15 protein-coding genes, 1 pseudogene and 1 riboswitch are annotated in these 17,984 nt (G+C 50.9%); of the genes and pseudogenes, 8 read left to right on the plus strand and 8 right to left on the minus strand.

Annotation, left to right across the window (positions count from 1 at the left end; all coding sequences use genetic code 11):
* Nucleotides 1-225 precede the first annotated feature (225 nt).
* Together hemF and NDI45_RS00610 are read right to left on the minus strand one after the other, a co-directional pair.
* Nucleotides 226-1,272, minus strand: a complete 1,047-nt coding sequence (hemF, locus tag NDI45_RS00605; RefSeq protein WP_190792900.1) for an oxygen-dependent coproporphyrinogen oxidase — start codon at nt 1,270-1,272, stop codon at nt 226-228.
* A gap of 365 nt (nt 1,273-1,637) precedes the next feature.
* Complete coding sequence (locus NDI45_RS00610) at nt 1,638-1,955, minus strand: metalloregulator ArsR/SmtB family transcription factor (RefSeq protein ID WP_190792901.1); 318 nt, start codon at nt 1,953-1,955, stop codon at nt 1,638-1,640.
* A 396-nt stretch (nt 1,956-2,351) separates the two neighbouring features.
* Here NDI45_RS00610 and NDI45_RS00615 point away from each other — a divergent pair, with 396 nt between their 5' ends.
* The 4 genes and pseudogenes from NDI45_RS00615 (at nt 2,352) to NDI45_RS00630 (ending at nt 6,348) form a co-directional block, all read left to right on the plus strand.
* The gene (locus NDI45_RS00615; protein WP_190792902.1) at nt 2,352-3,452 is read left to right on the plus strand and encodes an alkene reductase; all 1,101 of its coding nucleotides are present in this window, start codon (nt 2,352-2,354) and stop codon (nt 3,450-3,452) included.
* Between the two features lie 379 nt (nt 3,453-3,831).
* Nucleotides 3,832-4,689 carry a 2-carboxy-1,4-naphthoquinone phytyltransferase gene (menA, locus tag NDI45_RS00620; protein WP_277879203.1) on the plus strand — a complete coding sequence of 286 codons (858 nt, stop codon included), beginning with the start codon at nt 3,832-3,834 and terminating at the stop codon, nt 4,687-4,689.
* A gap of 45 nt (nt 4,690-4,734) precedes the next feature.
* On the plus strand, nt 4,735-5,271 hold the full coding sequence (locus NDI45_RS00625; RefSeq protein ID WP_348245768.1) for a GIY-YIG nuclease family protein: 537 nt from the start codon (nt 4,735-4,737) through the stop codon (nt 5,269-5,271).
* 264 nt (nt 5,272-5,535) lie between these two features.
* Nucleotides 5,536-6,348 (plus strand): annotated as a pseudogene (locus tag NDI45_RS00630) (transposase).
* Between the two features lie 131 nt (nt 6,349-6,479).
* Here the strand turns inward: NDI45_RS00630 and NDI45_RS00635 are convergent.
* On the minus strand, nt 6,480-8,003 hold the full coding sequence (locus NDI45_RS00635; protein ID WP_348245769.1) for a DUF4912 domain-containing protein: 1,524 nt from the start codon (nt 8,001-8,003) through the stop codon (nt 6,480-6,482).
* A gap of 591 nt (nt 8,004-8,594) precedes the next feature.
* Here NDI45_RS00635 and NDI45_RS00640 point away from each other — a divergent pair.
* Nucleotides 8,595-9,434: a DUF2993 domain-containing protein gene (locus NDI45_RS00640; protein WP_190792217.1), complete on the plus strand. Its 840-nt coding sequence runs from the start codon at nt 8,595-8,597 to the stop codon at nt 9,432-9,434.
* Between the two features lie 107 nt (nt 9,435-9,541).
* On the opposite strand, the gene NDI45_RS00645 is transcribed toward NDI45_RS00640, so the two are convergent.
* A complete protein-coding gene (locus tag NDI45_RS00645; RefSeq protein ID WP_190792216.1) occupies nt 9,542-10,879 on the minus strand; it encodes an ArsB/NhaD family transporter in 1,338 nt (445 codons plus the stop codon).
* 115 nt (nt 10,880-10,994) lie between these two features.
* Nucleotides 10,995-11,182: riboswitch (cyclic di-AMP (ydaO/yuaA leader) on the minus strand.
* 308 nt (nt 11,183-11,490) lie between these two features.
* Between NDI45_RS00645 and lgt the strand changes: the two genes are divergently transcribed.
* The 3 genes from lgt to NDI45_RS00660 all read left to right on the plus strand — a co-directional run bounded on the left by lgt (nt 11,491) and on the right by NDI45_RS00660 (nt 14,174).
* A complete protein-coding gene (gene lgt, locus NDI45_RS00650; protein WP_190792215.1) occupies nt 11,491-12,387 on the plus strand; it encodes a prolipoprotein diacylglyceryl transferase in 897 nt (298 codons plus the stop codon).
* A gap of 296 nt (nt 12,388-12,683) precedes the next feature.
* A complete protein-coding gene (cobM, locus tag NDI45_RS00655; protein ID WP_190792214.1) occupies nt 12,684-13,541 on the plus strand; it encodes a precorrin-4 C(11)-methyltransferase in 858 nt (285 codons plus the stop codon).
* Between the two features lie 219 nt (nt 13,542-13,760).
* On the plus strand, nt 13,761-14,174 hold the full coding sequence (locus tag NDI45_RS00660; RefSeq protein WP_348245770.1) for a hypothetical protein: 414 nt from the start codon (nt 13,761-13,763) through the stop codon (nt 14,172-14,174).
* 159 nt (nt 14,175-14,333) lie between these two features.
* Here NDI45_RS00660 and NDI45_RS00665 read toward each other — a convergent pair whose 3' ends face one another.
* The 4 genes from NDI45_RS00665 to NDI45_RS00680 form a co-directional block, all read right to left on the minus strand.
* A complete protein-coding gene (locus tag NDI45_RS00665; RefSeq protein ID WP_190792212.1) occupies nt 14,334-14,831 on the minus strand; it encodes a hypothetical protein in 498 nt (165 codons plus the stop codon).
* A 159-nt stretch (nt 14,832-14,990) separates the two neighbouring features.
* A complete protein-coding gene (locus NDI45_RS00670) occupies nt 14,991-15,731 on the minus strand; it encodes a DUF2993 domain-containing protein (RefSeq protein WP_190792211.1) in 741 nt (246 codons plus the stop codon).
* Between the two features lie 21 nt (nt 15,732-15,752).
* Entirely contained in the window at nt 15,753-16,628 is an 876-nt protein-coding gene (locus NDI45_RS00675; RefSeq protein ID WP_348245771.1) for an SAM-dependent methyltransferase, read from the minus strand.
* 85 nt (nt 16,629-16,713) lie between these two features.
* Nucleotides 16,714-17,826 (minus strand): iron-containing redox enzyme family protein, encoded by a 1,113-nt coding sequence (locus tag NDI45_RS00680; protein ID WP_348245772.1) that lies wholly within the window; start codon nt 17,824-17,826, stop codon nt 16,714-16,716.
* Nucleotides 17,827-17,984 lie beyond the last annotated feature (158 nt).

Below are 17,984 nucleotides of genomic sequence, written 5' to 3' on the forward strand. Positions count from 1 at the left end.
TTGCCTAGATCCCCCAAGGCTAGGGAGTTTAAGTTTTTATTTGCCTGGAACTAAGAGAGCCGATTATTCCTGATTTCAAATTCAGCAGCAACGGCTTAGGAGGTTCGATCAAAGGACATGAAAAAAAGCTGTTGCCGTCATTCAGAACGATCGTCTGAGTTCAGCAACAGCCAGAGCACGTTTTGTTTTGGAATCAACGCGCTACAAAATGCGAGGTTGACGCGACTACTGAATTACATCTCCTTCCCAGTTAAGCCAGTCTTGCGGCTTAAGAAAAATTTCGTAGAGCTGTGCTTCTCTTGTGCCGGATTCAGGCTGATAGCCATATTCCCAGCGTACCAGGGGCGGCAGCGACATCAAGATTGACTCGGTACGTCCGTTGGTTTGCAGACCGAAGATTGTGCCCCGATCGTAAACCAGATTAAATTCTACATAGCGACCGCGCCGATAAAGCTGGAAATCGCGCTCTCGATCGCCATATTCCGTATCTTTGCGACGTTCGACGATCGGCTCGTAGGCAGGCAGAAAGGCATTGCCGCAGTCCTGCACAAAGGCAAAAATTTCTTCCCAGTTGCGCTGATGAATGTTGCCGATCGAGTCACTGTATTGAGCGGCTAGACCCTTCTTATCAGGACCGTGATACAGCGTGTCGCGAGCATCCTGATAGTCAAAGAAAATGCCGCCGACCCCGCGTGTTTCCCCACGGTGCTTCAGATAAAAGTATTCATCGCACCACTGCTTAAAGGTTGGATAGTATTCGCTGTGGTGACGATCGCACGCTGCTTTCAGCGTCTGGTGAAAATGCTTCACATCTTCCACAAACGGATAGTAGGGCGTGAGGTCGATGCCGCCGCCAAACCACCATACCGGACCCGCCTCGAAGTAGCGATAGTTGAGGTGAACCGTCGGGATATAGGGATTCCGGGGATGCAGCACCATCGAAGTGCCCGTGGCATAGAAACCGTGTCCGGCGGCTTCGGGACGCTGAACCAGAATCGACGGCGGCAGATCCTTACCCCAAACCTCAGAGAAGTTGACGCCGCCCTGCTCAAAGATTCCCCCGTTTTTGATCACTCGCGATCGACCGCCGCCGCCTTCTTCGCGCTCCCAGCTATCTTGCTGAAATTGAGCCTGGCCGTCGAGTTCTTGAAGACGCTGGCAAATCTGGTCTTGAATCTGCTTCATAAAGGCACTGACTCGCGCTTTAGAGTCAGCCGGTGGCGTAGTTCCAGAGTTTGCTGCTGAAGTGGGGGGTACAGAAGATTTCACCATAGCTCTTTAAACGCTTCAATCTCTCTTGGTCAAATTCATTGGAACGATACGGAAACAGAGCGGCAGACAAGCTTTGTCAATTGTATTATTGTTTCAATTGTCTTATCTTGAGGCTCTCTGTTTAGCCTAGCCCGTTTTTTAGCCTGGTTTACTGAGAAATTTCATGCTTCGCTTTCCGATCGTTTCCATCCTGTTCGCTTCTGTACTTTAGGGGAAGGAGGACAACCGGATCTAAGAGGAGTGACAAATCTTTATATCTATTTGGTTATGAAGCGAAAGAAGCATTCAACCAGGACAGAACGGGTGTGAAAGCTAGCAGGAAAGAAAGTTTTCTTGCATTTCGCCTTTGATATTACTCGCGTTGCTTACTTTGCTGTTAACGAAGCTTTTGCATGGATGCTCTCGCTGAGTACCGGGCAGTTAAACAGGCTAATAAAGCACTCTTTCAGCAGCGATCGATTAATGGCGTGAAACTTGGTTTGCCCTTCTTTGCGAGTTTGCAGGAGTCCCGCCTCGCTCAACGTTTTGGAATGGTGGCAAAACAGTGCAAGGCTAATCTCAAGCTGAGCCGCAATTTCTGAGCCGCTCAGTTCCCCTTCGGTCATAGTGAGCCGCTCCACAATTCGCAGTCGGGTCGGATCGCCTAACGCTGCAAATATCTTCGCCCGTTGTTCAGTGTCCATTGAGGTCTTACCCTTACTCCACAGGAATCGCTACAAGAATTTCTAAGAGGCTGTTTTAGAAGTATGCAATGGGCTGCATTCACCCCCAACCCCCTACAAAGAAGAGACTTTTGATCCGGGTTTCAGGTCAAAGTCTCCCGAACGATCGGGACTTCAAACTCTATTCCGGTTCAAAGTTCCTCAAGCTGGGGGATTTAGGGGGCGGGGCGGTTCGGGTCGCCGTTTGCAGCTTTAAAGTATCTTCTTAGGATGTGATTCCATTCTAGATGGTTCTACCCTACTAATTAAATACTCAAGTAACCACTTGACCTAACAAATCGATCGCGTTACAGTAAAACTCAAATGGTTATTTAACTACTTCTGCTTACCTACTCATCCACCTACCTACCTACTCCTATGTCTACTCTCAAACTCCTCACTCCCATTCAACTCGGACCCTACGAACTGCCAAACCGTCTGGTCATGGCTCCCCTGACACGCAATCGAGCTAGTGCAGGCGACGTGCCGGTTGAACTTAACGCCACCTACTACGCCCAGCGTGCCTCTGCCGGGTTGATTGTAACTGAAGCGTCGCAAATCTCGCCGCAGGGAATGGGCTATCCGGCAACACCCGGAATTTACTCCGCCAAACAGATCGAAGGCTGGAAGCAAGTGACTCAGGCAGTGCATGAGAAGGGCGGACACATTTTTCTTCAGCTTTGGCATGTCGGGCGGATTTCTCACCCGTCACTTCAGCCCAACGGTGAACTGCCCGTTGCCCCCAGCGCGATCGCCCCTCAAGGCATGGCATCCACCTACACCGGGGAGCAGCCCTTTGTTATGCCTCGCGCCCTGGAGCTATCTGAGATTCCTGGCATTGTGGAGGATTATCGACAAGCGGCTAAAAATGCCCTTGAAGCAGGCTTTGATGGCGTTGAAGTCCACGGGGCAAACGGATATCTAATCGATCAGTTTCTTCAGGACGGCAGCAATCATCGCACCGATGAATATGGTGGATCGATCGAAAATCGTGCCCGTTTTTTAATGGAAGTTTTGGAAGCGATCGTTAGCGTATGGGGCAGCAATCGCGTGGGTCTGCGCCTGTCGCCCACCGGAACCTTTAACGATATGCACGACTCCAATCCGGCAGCCCTCTTTGGCTACGTGGTGAAGGAACTGAATCGCTTCAATCTGGCGTATTTGCATCTGGTCGAGCCGCGCTGGGATAACCCCGAAGTGCGCGACAAAACGAAAGACCTAGGCGCACATTTCTTCCGTCCGATTTATCAGGGCAAGATTATCAGTGCCGGAGGCTACAACCGCGAAACGGGAAATGCGGTGCTGGAGGCAGACGACGCAGATCTGATCGCCTACGGCAGATGGTTTATCTCGAATCCCGACTTGCCCAAACGGTTTGAGCTGAATGCCGAATTGAACCCCTACGATCGCAACACGTTCTACGGCGGTGACGGCAAAGGCTACACTGACTACCCTGCACTGGAGCGGCAAATCGCCTAGCTTACGTAGAAACAAAAAATCCCCAGCCAAAGCCAGGGATATTAATCAGGGTGCATCTACCACTACAGTCTTCCGGTATTTCACAATACATCCGGAAGATTTTTTCATATTGAGAACTATCACACGACGTAAAGAATCATTACCACTGCAAACGCCTGAAGGCGCATGGGGACAGGGTTCATGGCAACTTAGTAAATGGCAACTTAATCAGGCAACTTATAAACAGTCCTTGTAAAAAGCTCCTGTAGACGTTTCCTTCTGGTCTGGGTCACGCAGTTTAGAAACCTCCATGACAATTAAGCTCGTTAAATCCTTTTCTTCCCCGATTAATTCTTCCCAAGCGAGTACCCAAGCGAATGCGGGTCAAAAAAAGCTGTGGATGGCTGCGATTAAACCGCCGATGTATAGCGTGGCAATCATGCCGATCGCTCTGGGAAGTGCCGTTGCCTATGCGGAAAGCCAAACCTTTAACCTCCCCATTTTTCTCACCTTTGTGGTTTCCGCGATCTTGATCCTTGCCTGGGAAAACGTCAGCAATGATGTCTTTGATGCTGAAACCGGAATTGATCGCAACAAGCATCACTCGCTGGTGAATTTGACAGGAAATAAAACGCTGATTTTCTGGATCGGCAACCTGCTGCTGACGCTTGGGATTCTGGGCATCGTGTCGATCGCCTGGACCCAGCGCGACTTTACAATTTTGGGAATTATTCTGCTGTGCTGCGGGCTGGGGTATACCTATCAGGGTCCGCCTTTCCGGTTGGGCTATCAGGGACTGGGCGAAATTCTTTGCTTCTTCAGCTTTGGTCCGCTTGCCGTTGCTGCTGCCTACTACAGCCAAACTCAAACGTGGTCTGTCACAAGCCTCGCAGCCTCTGTCATTCTCGGTATCAGCACCAGCTTGATTCTGTTTTGCTCTCACTTTCATCAGGTTGCCGACGATCTGGCAGCCGGAAAACGATCGCCTATTGTCCGCCTAGGCACACAGCAATCGGCTGAACTGCTGCCCTGGGTCTGCGGGAGCCTTTATGCACTAACGCTGCTGGGTGTGGGGCTAAGCATCTTTCCTGTATGGACGATCGCCATTTTTGCCAGTCTACCGACCGCGTATCGCCTCTGTAGCCACGTCGGAAAAAACCACAATCAGCCCGATCGGGTCAACAACTGCAAATTCATCGCCGTCTCGCTGCACTTCTGGAGCGGCATTCTGCTCTGCCTGGGCTTTGCGATCGGCTAATCCCTCATTCCCCCATCTCCTCACCTCTCATCTCCCCATCTCCTCATGCCCCACCCCACGCTTCCTTTTCTCACCGACCTTGAATACCTTCCTTACCTGGACGACGAAGGACAGCTCATCGATCGCCCCTTTGGGATTGGTGTCTACGCGATTTTCGATCAGGCGAAAACCCTGCAGTATATTGGCTACTCGCGAGATGTGACACTGAGCCTCCGGCAGCATCTCGTTCGTCAGCCGCAAAAATGTTACTGGCTGAAGGTGCAGACGATCGAACGACCTAGCCGCACGTTGCTGGAAGACATTCGCACCGCCTGGATCAGCGAAAACGGCACTGTCCCACCGGGAAATGCTGCGGAAGAACCGCTCTGGAGCCAGGCGATCGATGCAAAAGAACAAATGACTGCTGAGGAACAGGCTGCCTTTGCCGCGATCGATGACCTCGGAAAAACAAAACTCCTGAAGCAGATTGCCCGTCGCGTCGAAGCTGAAGTGCTGACCCAGCTAGAACAGCGCGGCGTGAAGATGGCGGTTCGCTTTGATCCGAAACTGAAAGAAGAAGGGCTTTTGAGTTTGAAAAATTAGAAATTTTGTTTAACCTGTTTCAGTTAAAAGGGGGTTTGAGAAATGCTGAATGCTGCCCAAACCGCCCCCCCTAATCCCTCATAAATCATAAATAAGGGACTTTGAGCCGAAAAAGTGAAATCGAGACACTTGAAATCGAGACACTTACACAACCCGAAAACCCACAACCTGAAAACCGAGTCGGAAAACTTATGCTTATCCCTCTTCTGTCACTCTGCGCATAGGTAAATTAGGTTAAAGGGGCTGAACGTTAGGTTGCTGAGCATGATTGAGCAACGAGAACCAGTTGCCACTGTGGGCTTCATCAATGAATACTGTCAAGCCTACCGCCACCTGTTTGAGGATGTCAGGAGTTTTGAGCAGTTCAAGTTTTTGCACGTGGGCCTGTTGAGTGGACTAGCGCGTAAAACCCTACCTGCGATTGCTCAACTCGTTGGTCTTCAAAACGCTCAAAGTCTCCATCATTTCCTGCGCGGTGGTGTCTGGAGCGTTGAGCAACTGAGGGCAGTTCGCCTGAGCCTGATTGCACACACCGTTGGAGAACGCCGCATCGGGTTGTGCCTCGATGAGACGGGTGATGTCAAAAAGGGGCAAGCAACTGACTACGTTGCCAAGCAATACATTGGCAACATTGGACGTTTGTCCAATGGCATTGTTTCAGTTAATGCTTAGGCAGTGGTGGACAAACTCACCTACCCATTGTTGCTCAAGAGCTTCAAGCCCAAATCCCGGCTCGAACCCGATGACTCGTACAAAACCAAACCGCAACTTGCCATTGAAATTCTACAAGAAGTCAAAGCATTGGGCTTCGAGGTAGAGCTAGTTTTAGCGGACAGTTTGTATGGCGAAAGTGGGGATGTGATCAATACCATCGAGCAGTTCGGATGGTCTTACATTGTTGCCCTTCGCTCGAATCATGGTGTGCTTGTCGGACCGGGACAGCGAGTGCGCTACAACCGTTGGCGAGCATACGATCAGGCGCAGGTTGGACATCCCACCGAGCGCCGTCACATCCGCGAAATCATCTTCGGTGCGCGGCGCAAAACGCGCTACTTCCAAATTACCAAAGAGGGATAAATAACAAAAAGGCACGTTCTGCAATGCAATAAAAAATCCTCCATCTAAGATGAAGGATCAAGCTTTGTTTGAAGCACTGCCATTTTGACAGCGTTAGAGGAAGTTCGGGGAAATCAAACCGAGATTTTTAACTATGGCAACCACTCGACGATCGCTTCTTCCTTAGTATTTGTATTGCGTTCGGGCGTGGTGCGCGTAAATTCCAGGTGAACCGATCGCGTTTGCTCACCGTCGGCGGCAACTGCCATGATCGGGAAGTGAATCATGCCGTCCTGGAAAGACATCTGGAAACGGAATGTGCCGTCTGGATTGAGCTGAATTGGACGACCGCCGATCGTTACGGTAGCATCGGGTTCAGTTGCGCCATACACAATCAGTTCAGCATCGGCAATCAGCCAGAACTGACGCGGACGCATCGACGGTGAAAGCCCTGCTCCCGACATGCCCATGCCCGACATGGTATACATTCCTGCCCCGGACATGCCCATCCCCGAAGTTGTGTACATTTCTACCCCGGACATGCCCATCCCCGAAGTTGTGTACATTCCCGCGCCCGACATTCCAGCCGCACTCATGCCCACGCCAGACATCATACCCATGCCGGAGGTGGTGTAAGCTGTGCTGCCCATCATGCCTACCCCAGACATTCCCGCGCCCGACCTTCTAGCCGCACCCATGCCCACGCCGGACATTCCCATGCCAGAGGTGGTGTAAGCTGTGCTGCCCATCATGCCTGCGCCCGACATTCCCATCCCGGAAGCCGTTGGCACTGCCCACTTGCCTACCCCCGATGGGAAAACATAGGAGCTGATTGCCTCTTCGGGAACCTGCTGCATCGAACCAAATACAGACCCTGCAACGCGCTGCGTCTCGGCAGACTGCGCCATTTCAAACACGCGATCGTAAACAGGACTAGCAACGCTTGCCACACTTGCCAACTGTCGGGTCGGATGAGGAAGCTCCTTCACCGTCTTGCCGCGCAGGTCATCTTCCCAAACAACAGTGATGAACTGGTCATCGATCCAGTCTGAGGGATAAACAGGCGGAATTCGCACCGGAGCCGATCGCGCCAGCATCAGCCAGCGACCGTCAAACGCCACGTAGCCAATTTCCACCACGTAATCTCGATCGCTTACCGGAATTGGCAAGTACCACTCCCGCGCCAGTTCGTCGCATTCATATTGCTGTAAGCTGTGCGGACGCTGAATTTCAACATTGATATCAGTCACGTCATAAAACCGCAGTGCCAAACGCACGCCCCCCTGCTGGCGCAGTTCTTCTTTTCGAGCCTTAGGAATATCCCAGTAGGCATAAGCCCATTGCGGGTCACGGGGCAGCAGCATGATGCGGGTTTCGCTATAGCCATCTGGCAACTCAGGCAATCCCTCATCTACAACGGCAAGAGCTAAGGCTGCCTCAATTTGTTCAGTTTGCTCTACATCAAGCCCAACATCAAATTTCGCTGCTTCCACTTCTGCCTGTGCTTCTAAAGAACGAGTTGAACTGGAAACAAACCGCGCCCGCTGAATTTCCTGGATTGAGCTAAGCAACTGGTCTTTTCTCATGCGGCTATAACGCGAGATGCCCAACTCGCTCGCAATTCGGCGGAGCTGCCGGAGGGTCATTTCTTCGATCGGCGGACGTTCTGTTGACATGGTCAGACCTCCAGATGTCTATCGTTTGAGCATGAGTGCCTTGATTCAAAGCTGAGAAAGAGAACAGAAACGACTGAATAAAGCTGGGAGTTCAATCCAATATCAAACCCATCAGTCTTTGGGATCGCAGGGGATCAATGTGTCCCTATCTTGCAGAAAATCAGCCTAAGAATCAAGTAGTTCAAAGCCTGATTCTAGTGAGATCAACGGAAACTCAGCGATCGGAACAGCAATAATGTCATGATTTTCTGACAAATGCCCGTTTGGGATCGGGTTGTGGGATCGGCAATATCAAGGTTTCATGACATTGCGAGCCAACTGTGAGTTACGCTAGAAGCCCTGAAAAACGGAATGTAAGAAAGTTGTCCTTCCAGAGTGCTGGGAATCCCTATCTGCTTAGAGGAGATGCTCACCCCAATCGTCTGCCGTTGCTTAGCAGTCGATCGCCTGAATAGGTGTTGTAGGGTACGCAGTGCTTTTGCTTGTCGGCAACTCTCTATTTGCACAAGCCGTCTAGACTGTCACAATGGCTAAGGCATATTGGCCATGCTAAGGCTGACTCTAAGACCTGTTCATTTTTTACACACCATCATGTCTACCGATCGCCCCACTCAGGAACCTGCACCCCAACCCGATTCTCGGCAAAGTCGGCTGATTAGCAGCGTTCTGGCTCCGGCAGTTCGGCTGTGGCTGCGATCACAGGTTGAGTCTGTCGCAGATCTGCAATTTCAGCTTGAAGGAGGCGATCGACAACTCCTCTCAGGCTATGTGCCAAAAGTGTCGATCGCTGCACGGCAGGCAGTTTATCAAGGGCTCCATCTGAGTCAGGTTGCGCTGACAGGCGAAAATATTCGCGTCAATTTTGGGCAGGTTCTTCGCGGCAAACCCCTCCAATTGCTCGAAGTCGTCCCGGTCTTTGGTAATCTGACGCTCCACCAGCGCGATCTCACCGCTTCGCTTCAGGCTCCCCTGCTGGCAACTGCGCTATCCGACTTAATGACCGCTCTATTTCAGCCCGAAACGCGCCACCTCTTGCCCCCGGAACTCACTGCTGCAATTGGAACAGGTACGATTCACATCACTCAGCCCCAAATTGAACTCGGCAATCAGCAGCTTATCCTTGGCGGCATTTTGGCAAGTGCAATGAATAATTCCCCCGTCCGAGAACCTGCGATCGATTCGCTCCAACAAGGAACTGCTTTGCCTCGCCTCCCCTTTTTGCTGCGAACCGGAATTACGCAATTCAACGGCAGCCAGCTTTGCCTTGATCGTCCCGAACTGCTGCCCACGCTCACCGCAACCCAGGGAACTCCACTGCCCCATCTCCATCGGTTTGCGATTGATCTCGGTCAGGAAGTCGAGATTCAGGAACTCCTTTTGGAAGCGGAAAGGCTGGTGTGCCGGGGGAGGGTTAATGTAGTACCAGCGTAAGAAGTTATCGCGATCGGGTGCAGTAAACCTGCCAGCTCACCCCTCATTTCCTCATCCCCTCGGCTCCCCCGCTTACTAACTCCCGCTTATCAACTCCGGTTCACTAACTAAAGAAAAAACCTCCCCACCATATAGATCGCCGCCGTCAACAACTGCATCAGCATGACCGGAATCCCGTATCGCAGAAAAGTTTGGAACGGAATACGCTTGCCGTGCTGTTCTGCAATTCCTGCCGCCACAATGTTAGACGATGCACCAACGAGCGTTCCGTTACCGCCCAGCGTTGCACCGTACATCATTGCGTAAAACAGGGGCAGGACTTCAGTGGGAAACTGCCCGTTAAAGTCGGGAGTTAGCACTTCTGCGCTCACCAGCCCCACGTTAACGACATACTGCTTCAGCAGAGGAACCATTGCCACGACCAGGGGAATATTGGGCACGACGCTGGAAATAAGACCCACAAACAGGAGCAATGCCAGGGAACCCAGCAAGATATTTTGACCGAGGATGACGGCAAGAAGTCCTGATAAATTTCCAATAATGCCTGTTTTTTCGAGTCCGCCAATCAGGACAAAGATGCTCATAAAAAACAGCAGCGTACTCCAGTCAACATCGCGCAGAATATTGTGAACGGTGTCGATTTTGCTTTGGTGTGCCAGCAGGAGAGCCAGGGCAGCACCGAGCAGAGCAGACGCAGCCGGAGAAACGGGAATTGGCAGCAATTCGCCTGCCACAAAAAACACGAGTACCGCAACCACAATGATTCCGCCGAGCGCCAAAACACGGGGATGATTGATTTTGGGGTGGGGCAAGTGTTCCAGGTCGGTTAGCTGCTTATGCCAGATAGGGGAAAACAGGAACGGGGTCATGATCAGCAGGGTGACGATCGCCGCCGCGCCGCCCAGACTGAGCTGTGTGAGGTAATCCAGAAAGCTGATATTGACTGCATCCCCTACAATAAACGTTGCCGGATCGCCCACCAGCGTCAGCAGCCCGGCACTATTTGCCACAAACACCATCAAAATCAGCAGCGGCACAAAGTCAACGCCTACTTCCTGTGCCATCGGCGGAATCAGCGGAGCCAGAAGCATAACGGTGGTTGCATTCGGCAGCACGGCACAAATCGGCGTGGTAATCGCAATAATGCCAATTAGCAGCCGCTTTCCCTGCCCCTTTGCCAGGATGACTATCTGGGTCGCCAGGTAGTCGAAAATTTTGGTGGGTTCAAAGGCACGCACCAGCACCATTACGCCAAAAAACAGTGCCAGCGTCGGATAGCTGCCGCCCACGTAGTCGATCGCCTCAGTCAGCGTCATGACGTTGGTAAACACCAGCAACAGCGCGCCCAAAAAAGCTGCAACTGTAAGGTGAATCCATTCGGTCATTACAAACAGGATCACGCCCAGAAACGCTGCTCCTGCGACCCATGCCTGCCAGTTTTCCATCTTCCCCGCTTCTCCGATAAGACGATACAGACTTGGGAAGCTGAGGAGCCAGATCTTTGCAATCACTCATTCCAAAAATTCATCCCGGAAATGTCACAAAAATGCTGTCTCTGCTCAGTCTTCTCCCTTTGCCGACGGAGTTAGTTGACGGGCTAAGGCTGGGAAATGCCCTTTTGCAATCGAGACTCAACGCTAAGCTAAAACCCAGGCATTATCCTGACCGCAAATACGTCCCAAAAATTGATTCCTCCGTTTCGATTGCGCCGATCGAATGAAGGCGGTCGAATTAGGCTGACTTGATTCCAGCGATTTGAAATTAGGGAAATCCGATAAATTGCCGATCGGAGGTTTCGCCTTCGGGTCGGGAAAAAGCTCCTTTATTCCTTACTGAATTCAGCAATTCAAGCGGATTTGATACGAAATCACCAGGATTGGCTCAATCGTAGCACTGGTTTTCCGGGCATCATACCATTCTTGGTTTGAATGCAGATTTGGCAGCGATCGTACCGTTTTGCGATTTGCAGACTTGATGCCTGCCCAAATCCCCTTTCCTGAAGTCGATACAATCAGCCGATACAATCAAGGGAATTGCTTTTTTCGCTTGAGGCACTATGCAATTGAACTGGCAATTAAATTTGTGGCTCGCTGTGTTTACGTCTCCCGGACCTATGATCGGACCCCTGCCGATCCGCTGGTATGGATTGCTGATTGCCTCAGCCGTGCTGATCGGGGTGACGTTATCGACCTATTTGGCAAAAAAACGCGGTGTCAATCCAGATTTAATGAGCGATCTGGCGATTTGGCTGGTGGTGGCAGCGATTCCGGCGGCACGGATCTACTATGTGGCGTTTGAATGGGACAAATACGCCAGCAATCCCTCAGAGCTGATTGCAATCTGGCATGGGGGCATTGCGATTCACGGCGCGATTTTGGGTGGCATGATCGCCACGCTAATTTTTGCGAAACTGAACAAAGTTCCCTTCTGGCAGCTTGCCGATCTGGTGGCTCCGTCTCTGATTTTGGGACAGGCGATCGGGCGATGGGGCAATTTCTTTAACTCTGAGGCATTTGGCAGACCCACGAATGTGCCCTGGAAATTGTTTATTCCTCCGGCGCAGCGTCCTCCCGGCTATACGCAGTTTGAGTATTTCCATCCCACATTTCTCTACGAATCGCTGTGGAATTTGGGGGTGTTCGCAATTTTGATGGTGCTGTTTTTCCGGGGGCTGCGCGGTAAGTCTTCGCTGAAGCTGGGAACCCTCTTTCTCACCTATCTGGTATGCTACAGCCTGGGACGTTTCTGGATTGAAGGACTGCGGATGGATAGCCTGATGCTCGGTCCACTGCGAATCGCTCAGGTTGTGAGTCTAGTTGGAATTGCGATCGGGGCGATCGGCTTACTATGGCTCTATCCGCTCAACCGATCTTTGCCGGATGTCGTGTCGATCGCAGAAGTAAACGAAGCAGCGCGAGCAAACGCTCAGGATTCGGACAAAAGCCAGGTATAAATTGATTTTGATTTCTTTCGTAGTAAACCTCACCCAAACCGCTTATCCACAGCACCTGCCTGAGGATCTACCAAAGCACTTTCGTAAAACAGAAAAGCCCTAGAGCAATTTCCAGGGCTTGAATCAGGGTGCATCTATACCCTACTTTTACCGATGAACGGTCAAATGGGGGAATTTACGGATGAGATTTATCTAGTTTTTACAGAAGTTCTTGCTTTCTCAAAGTTTTTACAGGAACGACGCAGTGCTGTGCGACAAATTTAACTTTTGTGTGATTTCATAGAGCCGAATCAACCATGACGACTGAATTTGAACATCGATCAATACCCGCTGAAGATCAGTCTACTATTGCCCCGGCAGTGTACATTGTGGGGGCGGGACCCGGCGACCCAGAGCTTTTGACCCTGAAGGCATATCGGCTGCTGCGTCAGGCAGAGGTCATTCTGTTTGCCGATTCGCTTGTGCCGACTGCGATGCTGCAAATGGTGCATTCTGACGCGGAAGTGATTCGGACAGCAAACAAAACTCTGGAAGAGATTTTGCCCGTTATGGTGGATCGGGTGCGATCGGGTAAATCCGTTGTGCGCTTACACTCGGGTGATCCGAGCTTGTACGGAGCGGTGCATGAGCAGATGCAGGCACTTGTCGCTGCCGAGATTCCGTTTGAGGTGATTCCAGGAATCAGTGCGTTTCAGCTTGCCGCCGCCAAACTCAAGGTCGAACTCACCGTGCCCGGGCTGGTGCAGACCATCATCCTGACGCGAATTAGCGGACGCACCCAGGTTCCCGCCGCCGAAGAACTCTCCTCGCTTGCCGCGCATCAGGCGAGCTTGTGCCTTTACCTCAGTGCCCGCCATGTGCGCGAGGCGCAGGAAAAACTGATGCAGCACTATCCGCCCGATACACCCGTTGCGGTTTGCTTTCGCCTGGGCTGGTCAGACGAGCAGATCTGGATTGCCCCCCTGGCAGAAATGGCAGACCTAACCGAGCAAAAAGACCTGATTCGTACCACGATGTACGTCATCAGTCCGGCACTGCGATCGATTACCCCAGAGGGGAAACTGCTTCACGATGCCCCAGACCCAAACGAGCAGAATTCCTATCGATCGCGCCTCTACAACCCAGAGCATACTCATTTGTTTCGTCCCCGCTAATGGGTTAACTATCCCGTGCAGTTTTGTCCCGGTACAATGGAACGAATAGAACAAGAACAGCCCAGAGAACTTTGGGAAGTCACGACTGGGAAAGTCACGGCGATGTCCCGAACTGCCCCCTCGCACTGGAGGATTTAGGAGGCAACGCAGGACGTTGAACACTTTCCAGGGATGGTTCCAGGCTGAGCGGACACGATCGTTTGCTTAGGAGCAGGCACAATGCCTTCAGACTCATCTTCAGATGCAAATGCAAAAATGCAGCAGCTCCGTACGGTTAGGAAAAAGCTGCTGGCACTTCACAAAGCATTGCTGGACTCGGAAAAAGGAATCTACGAGCAGTTTTACGGCAGAATTCAAACCACAGGCGAATATTTTCGCTTAGTCACCAGCCACGATTGGTTTAGCTGGCTGCGTCCCATTTCGCAGTTTATTGTCCAAATGGACGACGTGATTCATGCGAAAGAACCGATTGCCCCTGAAACGATCGATCAACTCTTGCAGCAAGCCCAACAGCTTATGCAGCCTGATGCGGAAGGAACCAGCCTTAACAAACGCTATCTACACGCGATTCAGCGCGATCCGAATATTGCCCTGATGCACGCTGATTTCACACAGCAGTTTGTTTCCCAGTAGAAGGGAAGTAAAAGGGGGCTTGAGGAGTGGCAAGTCTCCGACATCGCCCCTGCAATTTCCCTTTCTAACCTCTACTTCGGGGGGCTTTGAGACTCTTGAAACTCAAATCAATCCACTCAAATTAATTGGAACTTGCTGGAATTCAAGACGAGTTAGGTTCTAATAAGAACGAATGCCAAACAGCAGAATATAGAACAAAAATCCTGACAAAATGCCGTAAGCGCAGGATAGAAGCGATCGAAACGGAAGGTTACGCGCCAGCAGCACCCACAGGCTCAGTGTTGTGGATAAACAAAACATCCCAAACAGCATGCCGTAGCGACTGTCTGGACCCACAAAATTGACAAAAGTGAGAAGCAGAACAACCCATCCGGCAAACAGAAAATAATACTTAAAGTCGGAAGCAGGTTGAGGCGATCGAAACGCTCTGGTAAAAAATGCGAGATAGGCAATAAGAATGGGCGGCAGGGCAGCGGTTGCCAGACTGCGAACACCAAACTCGACATTAAGGCTAAATGCCTGAATTAAAAGACTTAGCAGCGTTCCGCCTAGAACAGCATTAGACAGGGAAACAACAACACGGTTAAGCGCGTAGGCGATTGGATGCGTTCGCTTACGAACTTCTTCTTCAGCCAGTTCTTGAGAGGATCTCACCATTGTTTTTGGGATTGGAGGATTGCAGACAGAACGTTAAGCCAATGCTTTGTACCTATTCTTGAATGAAGCGCATTGTTTCGCCACTGTCGCAGGAGTGACGCGAGGGTAACAGCAAAGCCGTTCTGTTCCTACTCCAGATTGACGCATCGAGCGATCGCATCAGCCAAAAGGCGTTTGGGCCATGCGGGTTTCTACCTGCAAAACAAGCTTGCCGACCTCTGCTTTCATTTCACGAATGCGAATCTCCATGCCCTCGTACTGAAAGTAAGGAAGCTCCATGAGCTCTTTGACGCGCTGCATCATTGCCAGCATCAACTCTAGTGAAACTGCCCCGCCCCCATGACACTGAAACGACTCTAACAGCACGGGTCGATCGCCAATTTTATGATAGGCAGTTGCTGAAAAGCGGATGTGATGAATTTTTCCCTGCTCTGCGGACTGAACCGTAGCATCGATCGCAATTTTGCCATTTCCCGGAAAGCTAATTCTGAGAGGAGGTTGCAGCGCGATCGCGACCCTTTGACCGTTAATTTGAAACTTAAATGGCGGAATGCGGTTGACGATCGCCTGATTACTCATTGCCTGGTTCAGGTCTGCCTCGGTTAGCACGACTCGACTAGTGGCATTGAGAGGCTTATCAAGTTCGAGTTTACCCAGCAGCAGACTGATTGTGTTGAGGTCAAGCTCTTGGGTATGCAGCTCCATTTCCTCAACGCGCAAATCCTGAACCACCATGCCCTGACCCCGTACTGATACAGAGTCAGCCTGCCCTTGAATGACTTTCAGCAAATCCGTGCGGACATCAACTTTAATCTCCTCCGCATTGTCAAGCTGGCTTGAAAGGCCAAGCTGAATTGCCTGGGAAACAAAATGTTCATCAAGGCGCGGCTCTTCGGGCATGGCGGGTTCTCCTACGGGGGTTTAGAGAGCAGTCATGACTTGCAGCAGTTCCGCCGAAAGATCAATTCCAGCATGACGCTTTTTCTGAAACAGGACACCCGCCAGAAAGTAGATATTGGCAGAATAAAAGGCTTTGCGCTGCCTTTGCATTTCGCTGATCCAGTTGCGAACTTTGGGTTCTGAGCTGTAGTAGCCAAACTGGAGCGGTGTCACCATAAAGTCAGACACCTGATAGCCCTGATCGATCGCGTGTTCGATCGTGTCGATCGGATTAGAGTAAGCCGAGATCATCAGTATTACGTTCTCGCAGTCCACCGACAGCAGCTTTTTAGTAATCGTTGCGCCGTCTACCCCACCATGCAGCGCGGGCATACAGATGTCGTCGTCAGGGGCAGGAATGTAGGGCGGATTTGCAATCAGGTACTGAGGATTTTTGGACTTTAATCCTTCAAAAAAGCAGTGATTGTGAACAAAGTATTTGTCGTGAAGCTGATACTGTTTAATTCGGGCTTGTGCCAGCTCGCAGGCAGCCGAATTTAGCTCAAAGCCATGGATCTCACCTGCAAAGGGAGCCTTCAGCAAAGAGTGAATCACAGGACTGCCATCTCCTGCGCCAAATTCTACGGCGGTAATTGATTCTGTTCCCTGATTTAGCAGCATTTTCTCTAAGCACTGAGCATAAAAATGCGACTCTTCAGGACAGAAAAAAACCTTGTTGGGTGAATAGGTTTGTAAATCAGACTTTAATTCTTTAGATAACAGCTTTGTAGATGAATTAGTGGCTGACTCACTAAATGAGGTAGATGAGATAGAGGATTTGGACGAAGCGATCGAGTCCATCCCTTCTTTTAACTCAGTAGCGTTTAACCCGGTGACGTTTAGCAGTGCTTCTTGCATGAAAAATCCTCAGATGCGAATGGACGAACAAAACAACCGGGTAGGCAATCAGCACTACCCACAAGACTCCAGGGACATCCAGCCTTTACAGCACTGTGCCTGCTTGTTCGGCTGCCCGAATGATGTTAACGATCGCGGCTCCTGCTCGATCGCCCAATGCTTTTTCTTGGTCGTAGCCCAGCACAACTTCCCAGGCGTTTTCGGGATACATTTCGGCAAGCGGGAGAGCAACCTGCTGCACCATCCACTGACCATGCCGCTCATCTTCGCGAATGTGCAGTTCCCAGTAGCCCATTGCCGTATCAGAGAGGTTGAGACGCTGGGCAGCAGTCATGTAATCGCGATAGATTGACGGTCCCACGATTTCAAAATAGGTGAGTCCACCGTTGTAGCGCAGGAAGTGCCGCTTGCGCTCGGTCAGTAAAAAGTTGTGGTTCACACAGGCAAGCAGTTCCCACGGAGCCAAGTCGAAATAGCCCTCGGGTTTGGTGTTTAAGCCCAGCTCTGCCATCATGTTGGCGTAGAAAGTCGAGTGCTTTTTGTTGTATCGACCGTTGCCATACTCTTCCATCAGCACCCGAATCAGCATGGCGTGAACTTCGTTGCTGGCTCCGCCCAAGATCCGAGACATTCGGCTAGCTTCGACCAGTCCATCTAGCGAGGCAATTGCCAGCAGCCAACGATAGCCTTCCAGCGACATTTCCTCGCGAATATATCGCTTACTTTCGGTGATTGGCGGCTCTAAATCTGCTTCTGCCCGATCGATCAATGCCTGGTTAATATCAGAAATCTGACGCAGGGCTTCGATGTCTATCTGCGAATTTTCCCAGGCTTGCCAAACGTCCTCAATGCGATCGCGCACCCACTGAATGTAGAACGAGCGCTCATTGCGATAGTTTTGCAGATCATCAAACCAGAACAGGTTTAGACGATTAATTCGATAAAGAATTCGCTGTAAAAACAGGCTTGCAGCCACATCAACCGTATTTCCATAAGCAGTGTCCAGCGCAGTGGCTAAAGCTGCCTCGAAATCATCCACAATCTCAGGATTTTGCTTGATCTGCTGGTCTAACGAATCATTCTCCAGCAAATTCACAAAGGTTTGTTCTGCTGCTTTATAATCTGGTGACGCGATCGCTGTTGAAAAATATCTCGTCTTTTCCTGAATCCAGCGATCGGGACTCAACGTTTCTATCATAGTTCGTTATTGAAATCGTTCTTGCCTATATTTCAACCACTGGCGCAATTCATCAAAAAAGAGAGTGCAAAACCTTATCTTTGTTCTAGAACTGCTGCTGTGTAATGGTTATTAATACCTTATCGAACAGAGGATTTTCTCACCGTCCATCTTTGGGA

Source organism: Leptolyngbya sp. GB1-A1, from assembly GCF_039962475.1.
In the GTDB taxonomy this organism is placed as follows: domain Bacteria; phylum Cyanobacteriota; class Cyanobacteriia; order Elainellales; family Elainellaceae; genus Leptolyngbya_A.

What these genes read in the sequence shown, in the direction of transcription:
- hemF (WP_190792900.1), bottom strand. Translation starts at nt 1,272, where the DNA reads ATGGTGAAATCTTCTGTACCCCCCACTTCAGCAGCAAACTCTGGAACT.
- NDI45_RS00610 (WP_190792901.1), bottom strand. Translation starts at nt 1,955, where the DNA reads ATGGACACTGAACAACGGGCGAAGATATTTGCAGCGTTAGGCGATCCG.
- NDI45_RS00615 (WP_190792902.1), top strand. Translation starts at nt 2,352, where the DNA reads ATGTCTACTCTCAAACTCCTCACTCCCATTCAACTCGGACCCTACGAA.
- menA (WP_277879203.1), top strand. Translation starts at nt 3,832, where the DNA reads ATGGCTGCGATTAAACCGCCGATGTATAGCGTGGCAATCATGCCGATC.
- NDI45_RS00625 (WP_348245768.1), top strand. Translation starts at nt 4,735, where the DNA reads ATGCCCCACCCCACGCTTCCTTTTCTCACCGACCTTGAATACCTTCCT.
- NDI45_RS00635 (WP_348245769.1), bottom strand. Translation starts at nt 8,003, where the DNA reads ATGTCAACAGAACGTCCGCCGATCGAAGAAATGACCCTCCGGCAGCTC.
- NDI45_RS00640 (WP_190792217.1), top strand. Translation starts at nt 8,595, where the DNA reads ATGTCTACCGATCGCCCCACTCAGGAACCTGCACCCCAACCCGATTCT.
- NDI45_RS00645 (WP_190792216.1), bottom strand. Translation starts at nt 10,879, where the DNA reads ATGGAAAACTGGCAGGCATGGGTCGCAGGAGCAGCGTTTCTGGGCGTG.
- lgt (WP_190792215.1), top strand. Translation starts at nt 11,491, where the DNA reads ATGCAATTGAACTGGCAATTAAATTTGTGGCTCGCTGTGTTTACGTCT.
- cobM (WP_190792214.1), top strand. Translation starts at nt 12,684, where the DNA reads ATGACGACTGAATTTGAACATCGATCAATACCCGCTGAAGATCAGTCT.
- NDI45_RS00660 (WP_348245770.1), top strand. Translation starts at nt 13,761, where the DNA reads ATGCCTTCAGACTCATCTTCAGATGCAAATGCAAAAATGCAGCAGCTC.
- NDI45_RS00665 (WP_190792212.1), bottom strand. Translation starts at nt 14,831, where the DNA reads ATGGTGAGATCCTCTCAAGAACTGGCTGAAGAAGAAGTTCGTAAGCGA.
- NDI45_RS00670 (WP_190792211.1), bottom strand. Translation starts at nt 15,731, where the DNA reads ATGCCCGAAGAGCCGCGCCTTGATGAACATTTTGTTTCCCAGGCAATT.
- NDI45_RS00675 (WP_348245771.1), bottom strand. Translation starts at nt 16,628, where the DNA reads ATGCAAGAAGCACTGCTAAACGTCACCGGGTTAAACGCTACTGAGTTA.
- NDI45_RS00680 (WP_348245772.1), bottom strand. Translation starts at nt 17,826, where the DNA reads ATGATAGAAACGTTGAGTCCCGATCGCTGGATTCAGGAAAAGACGAGA.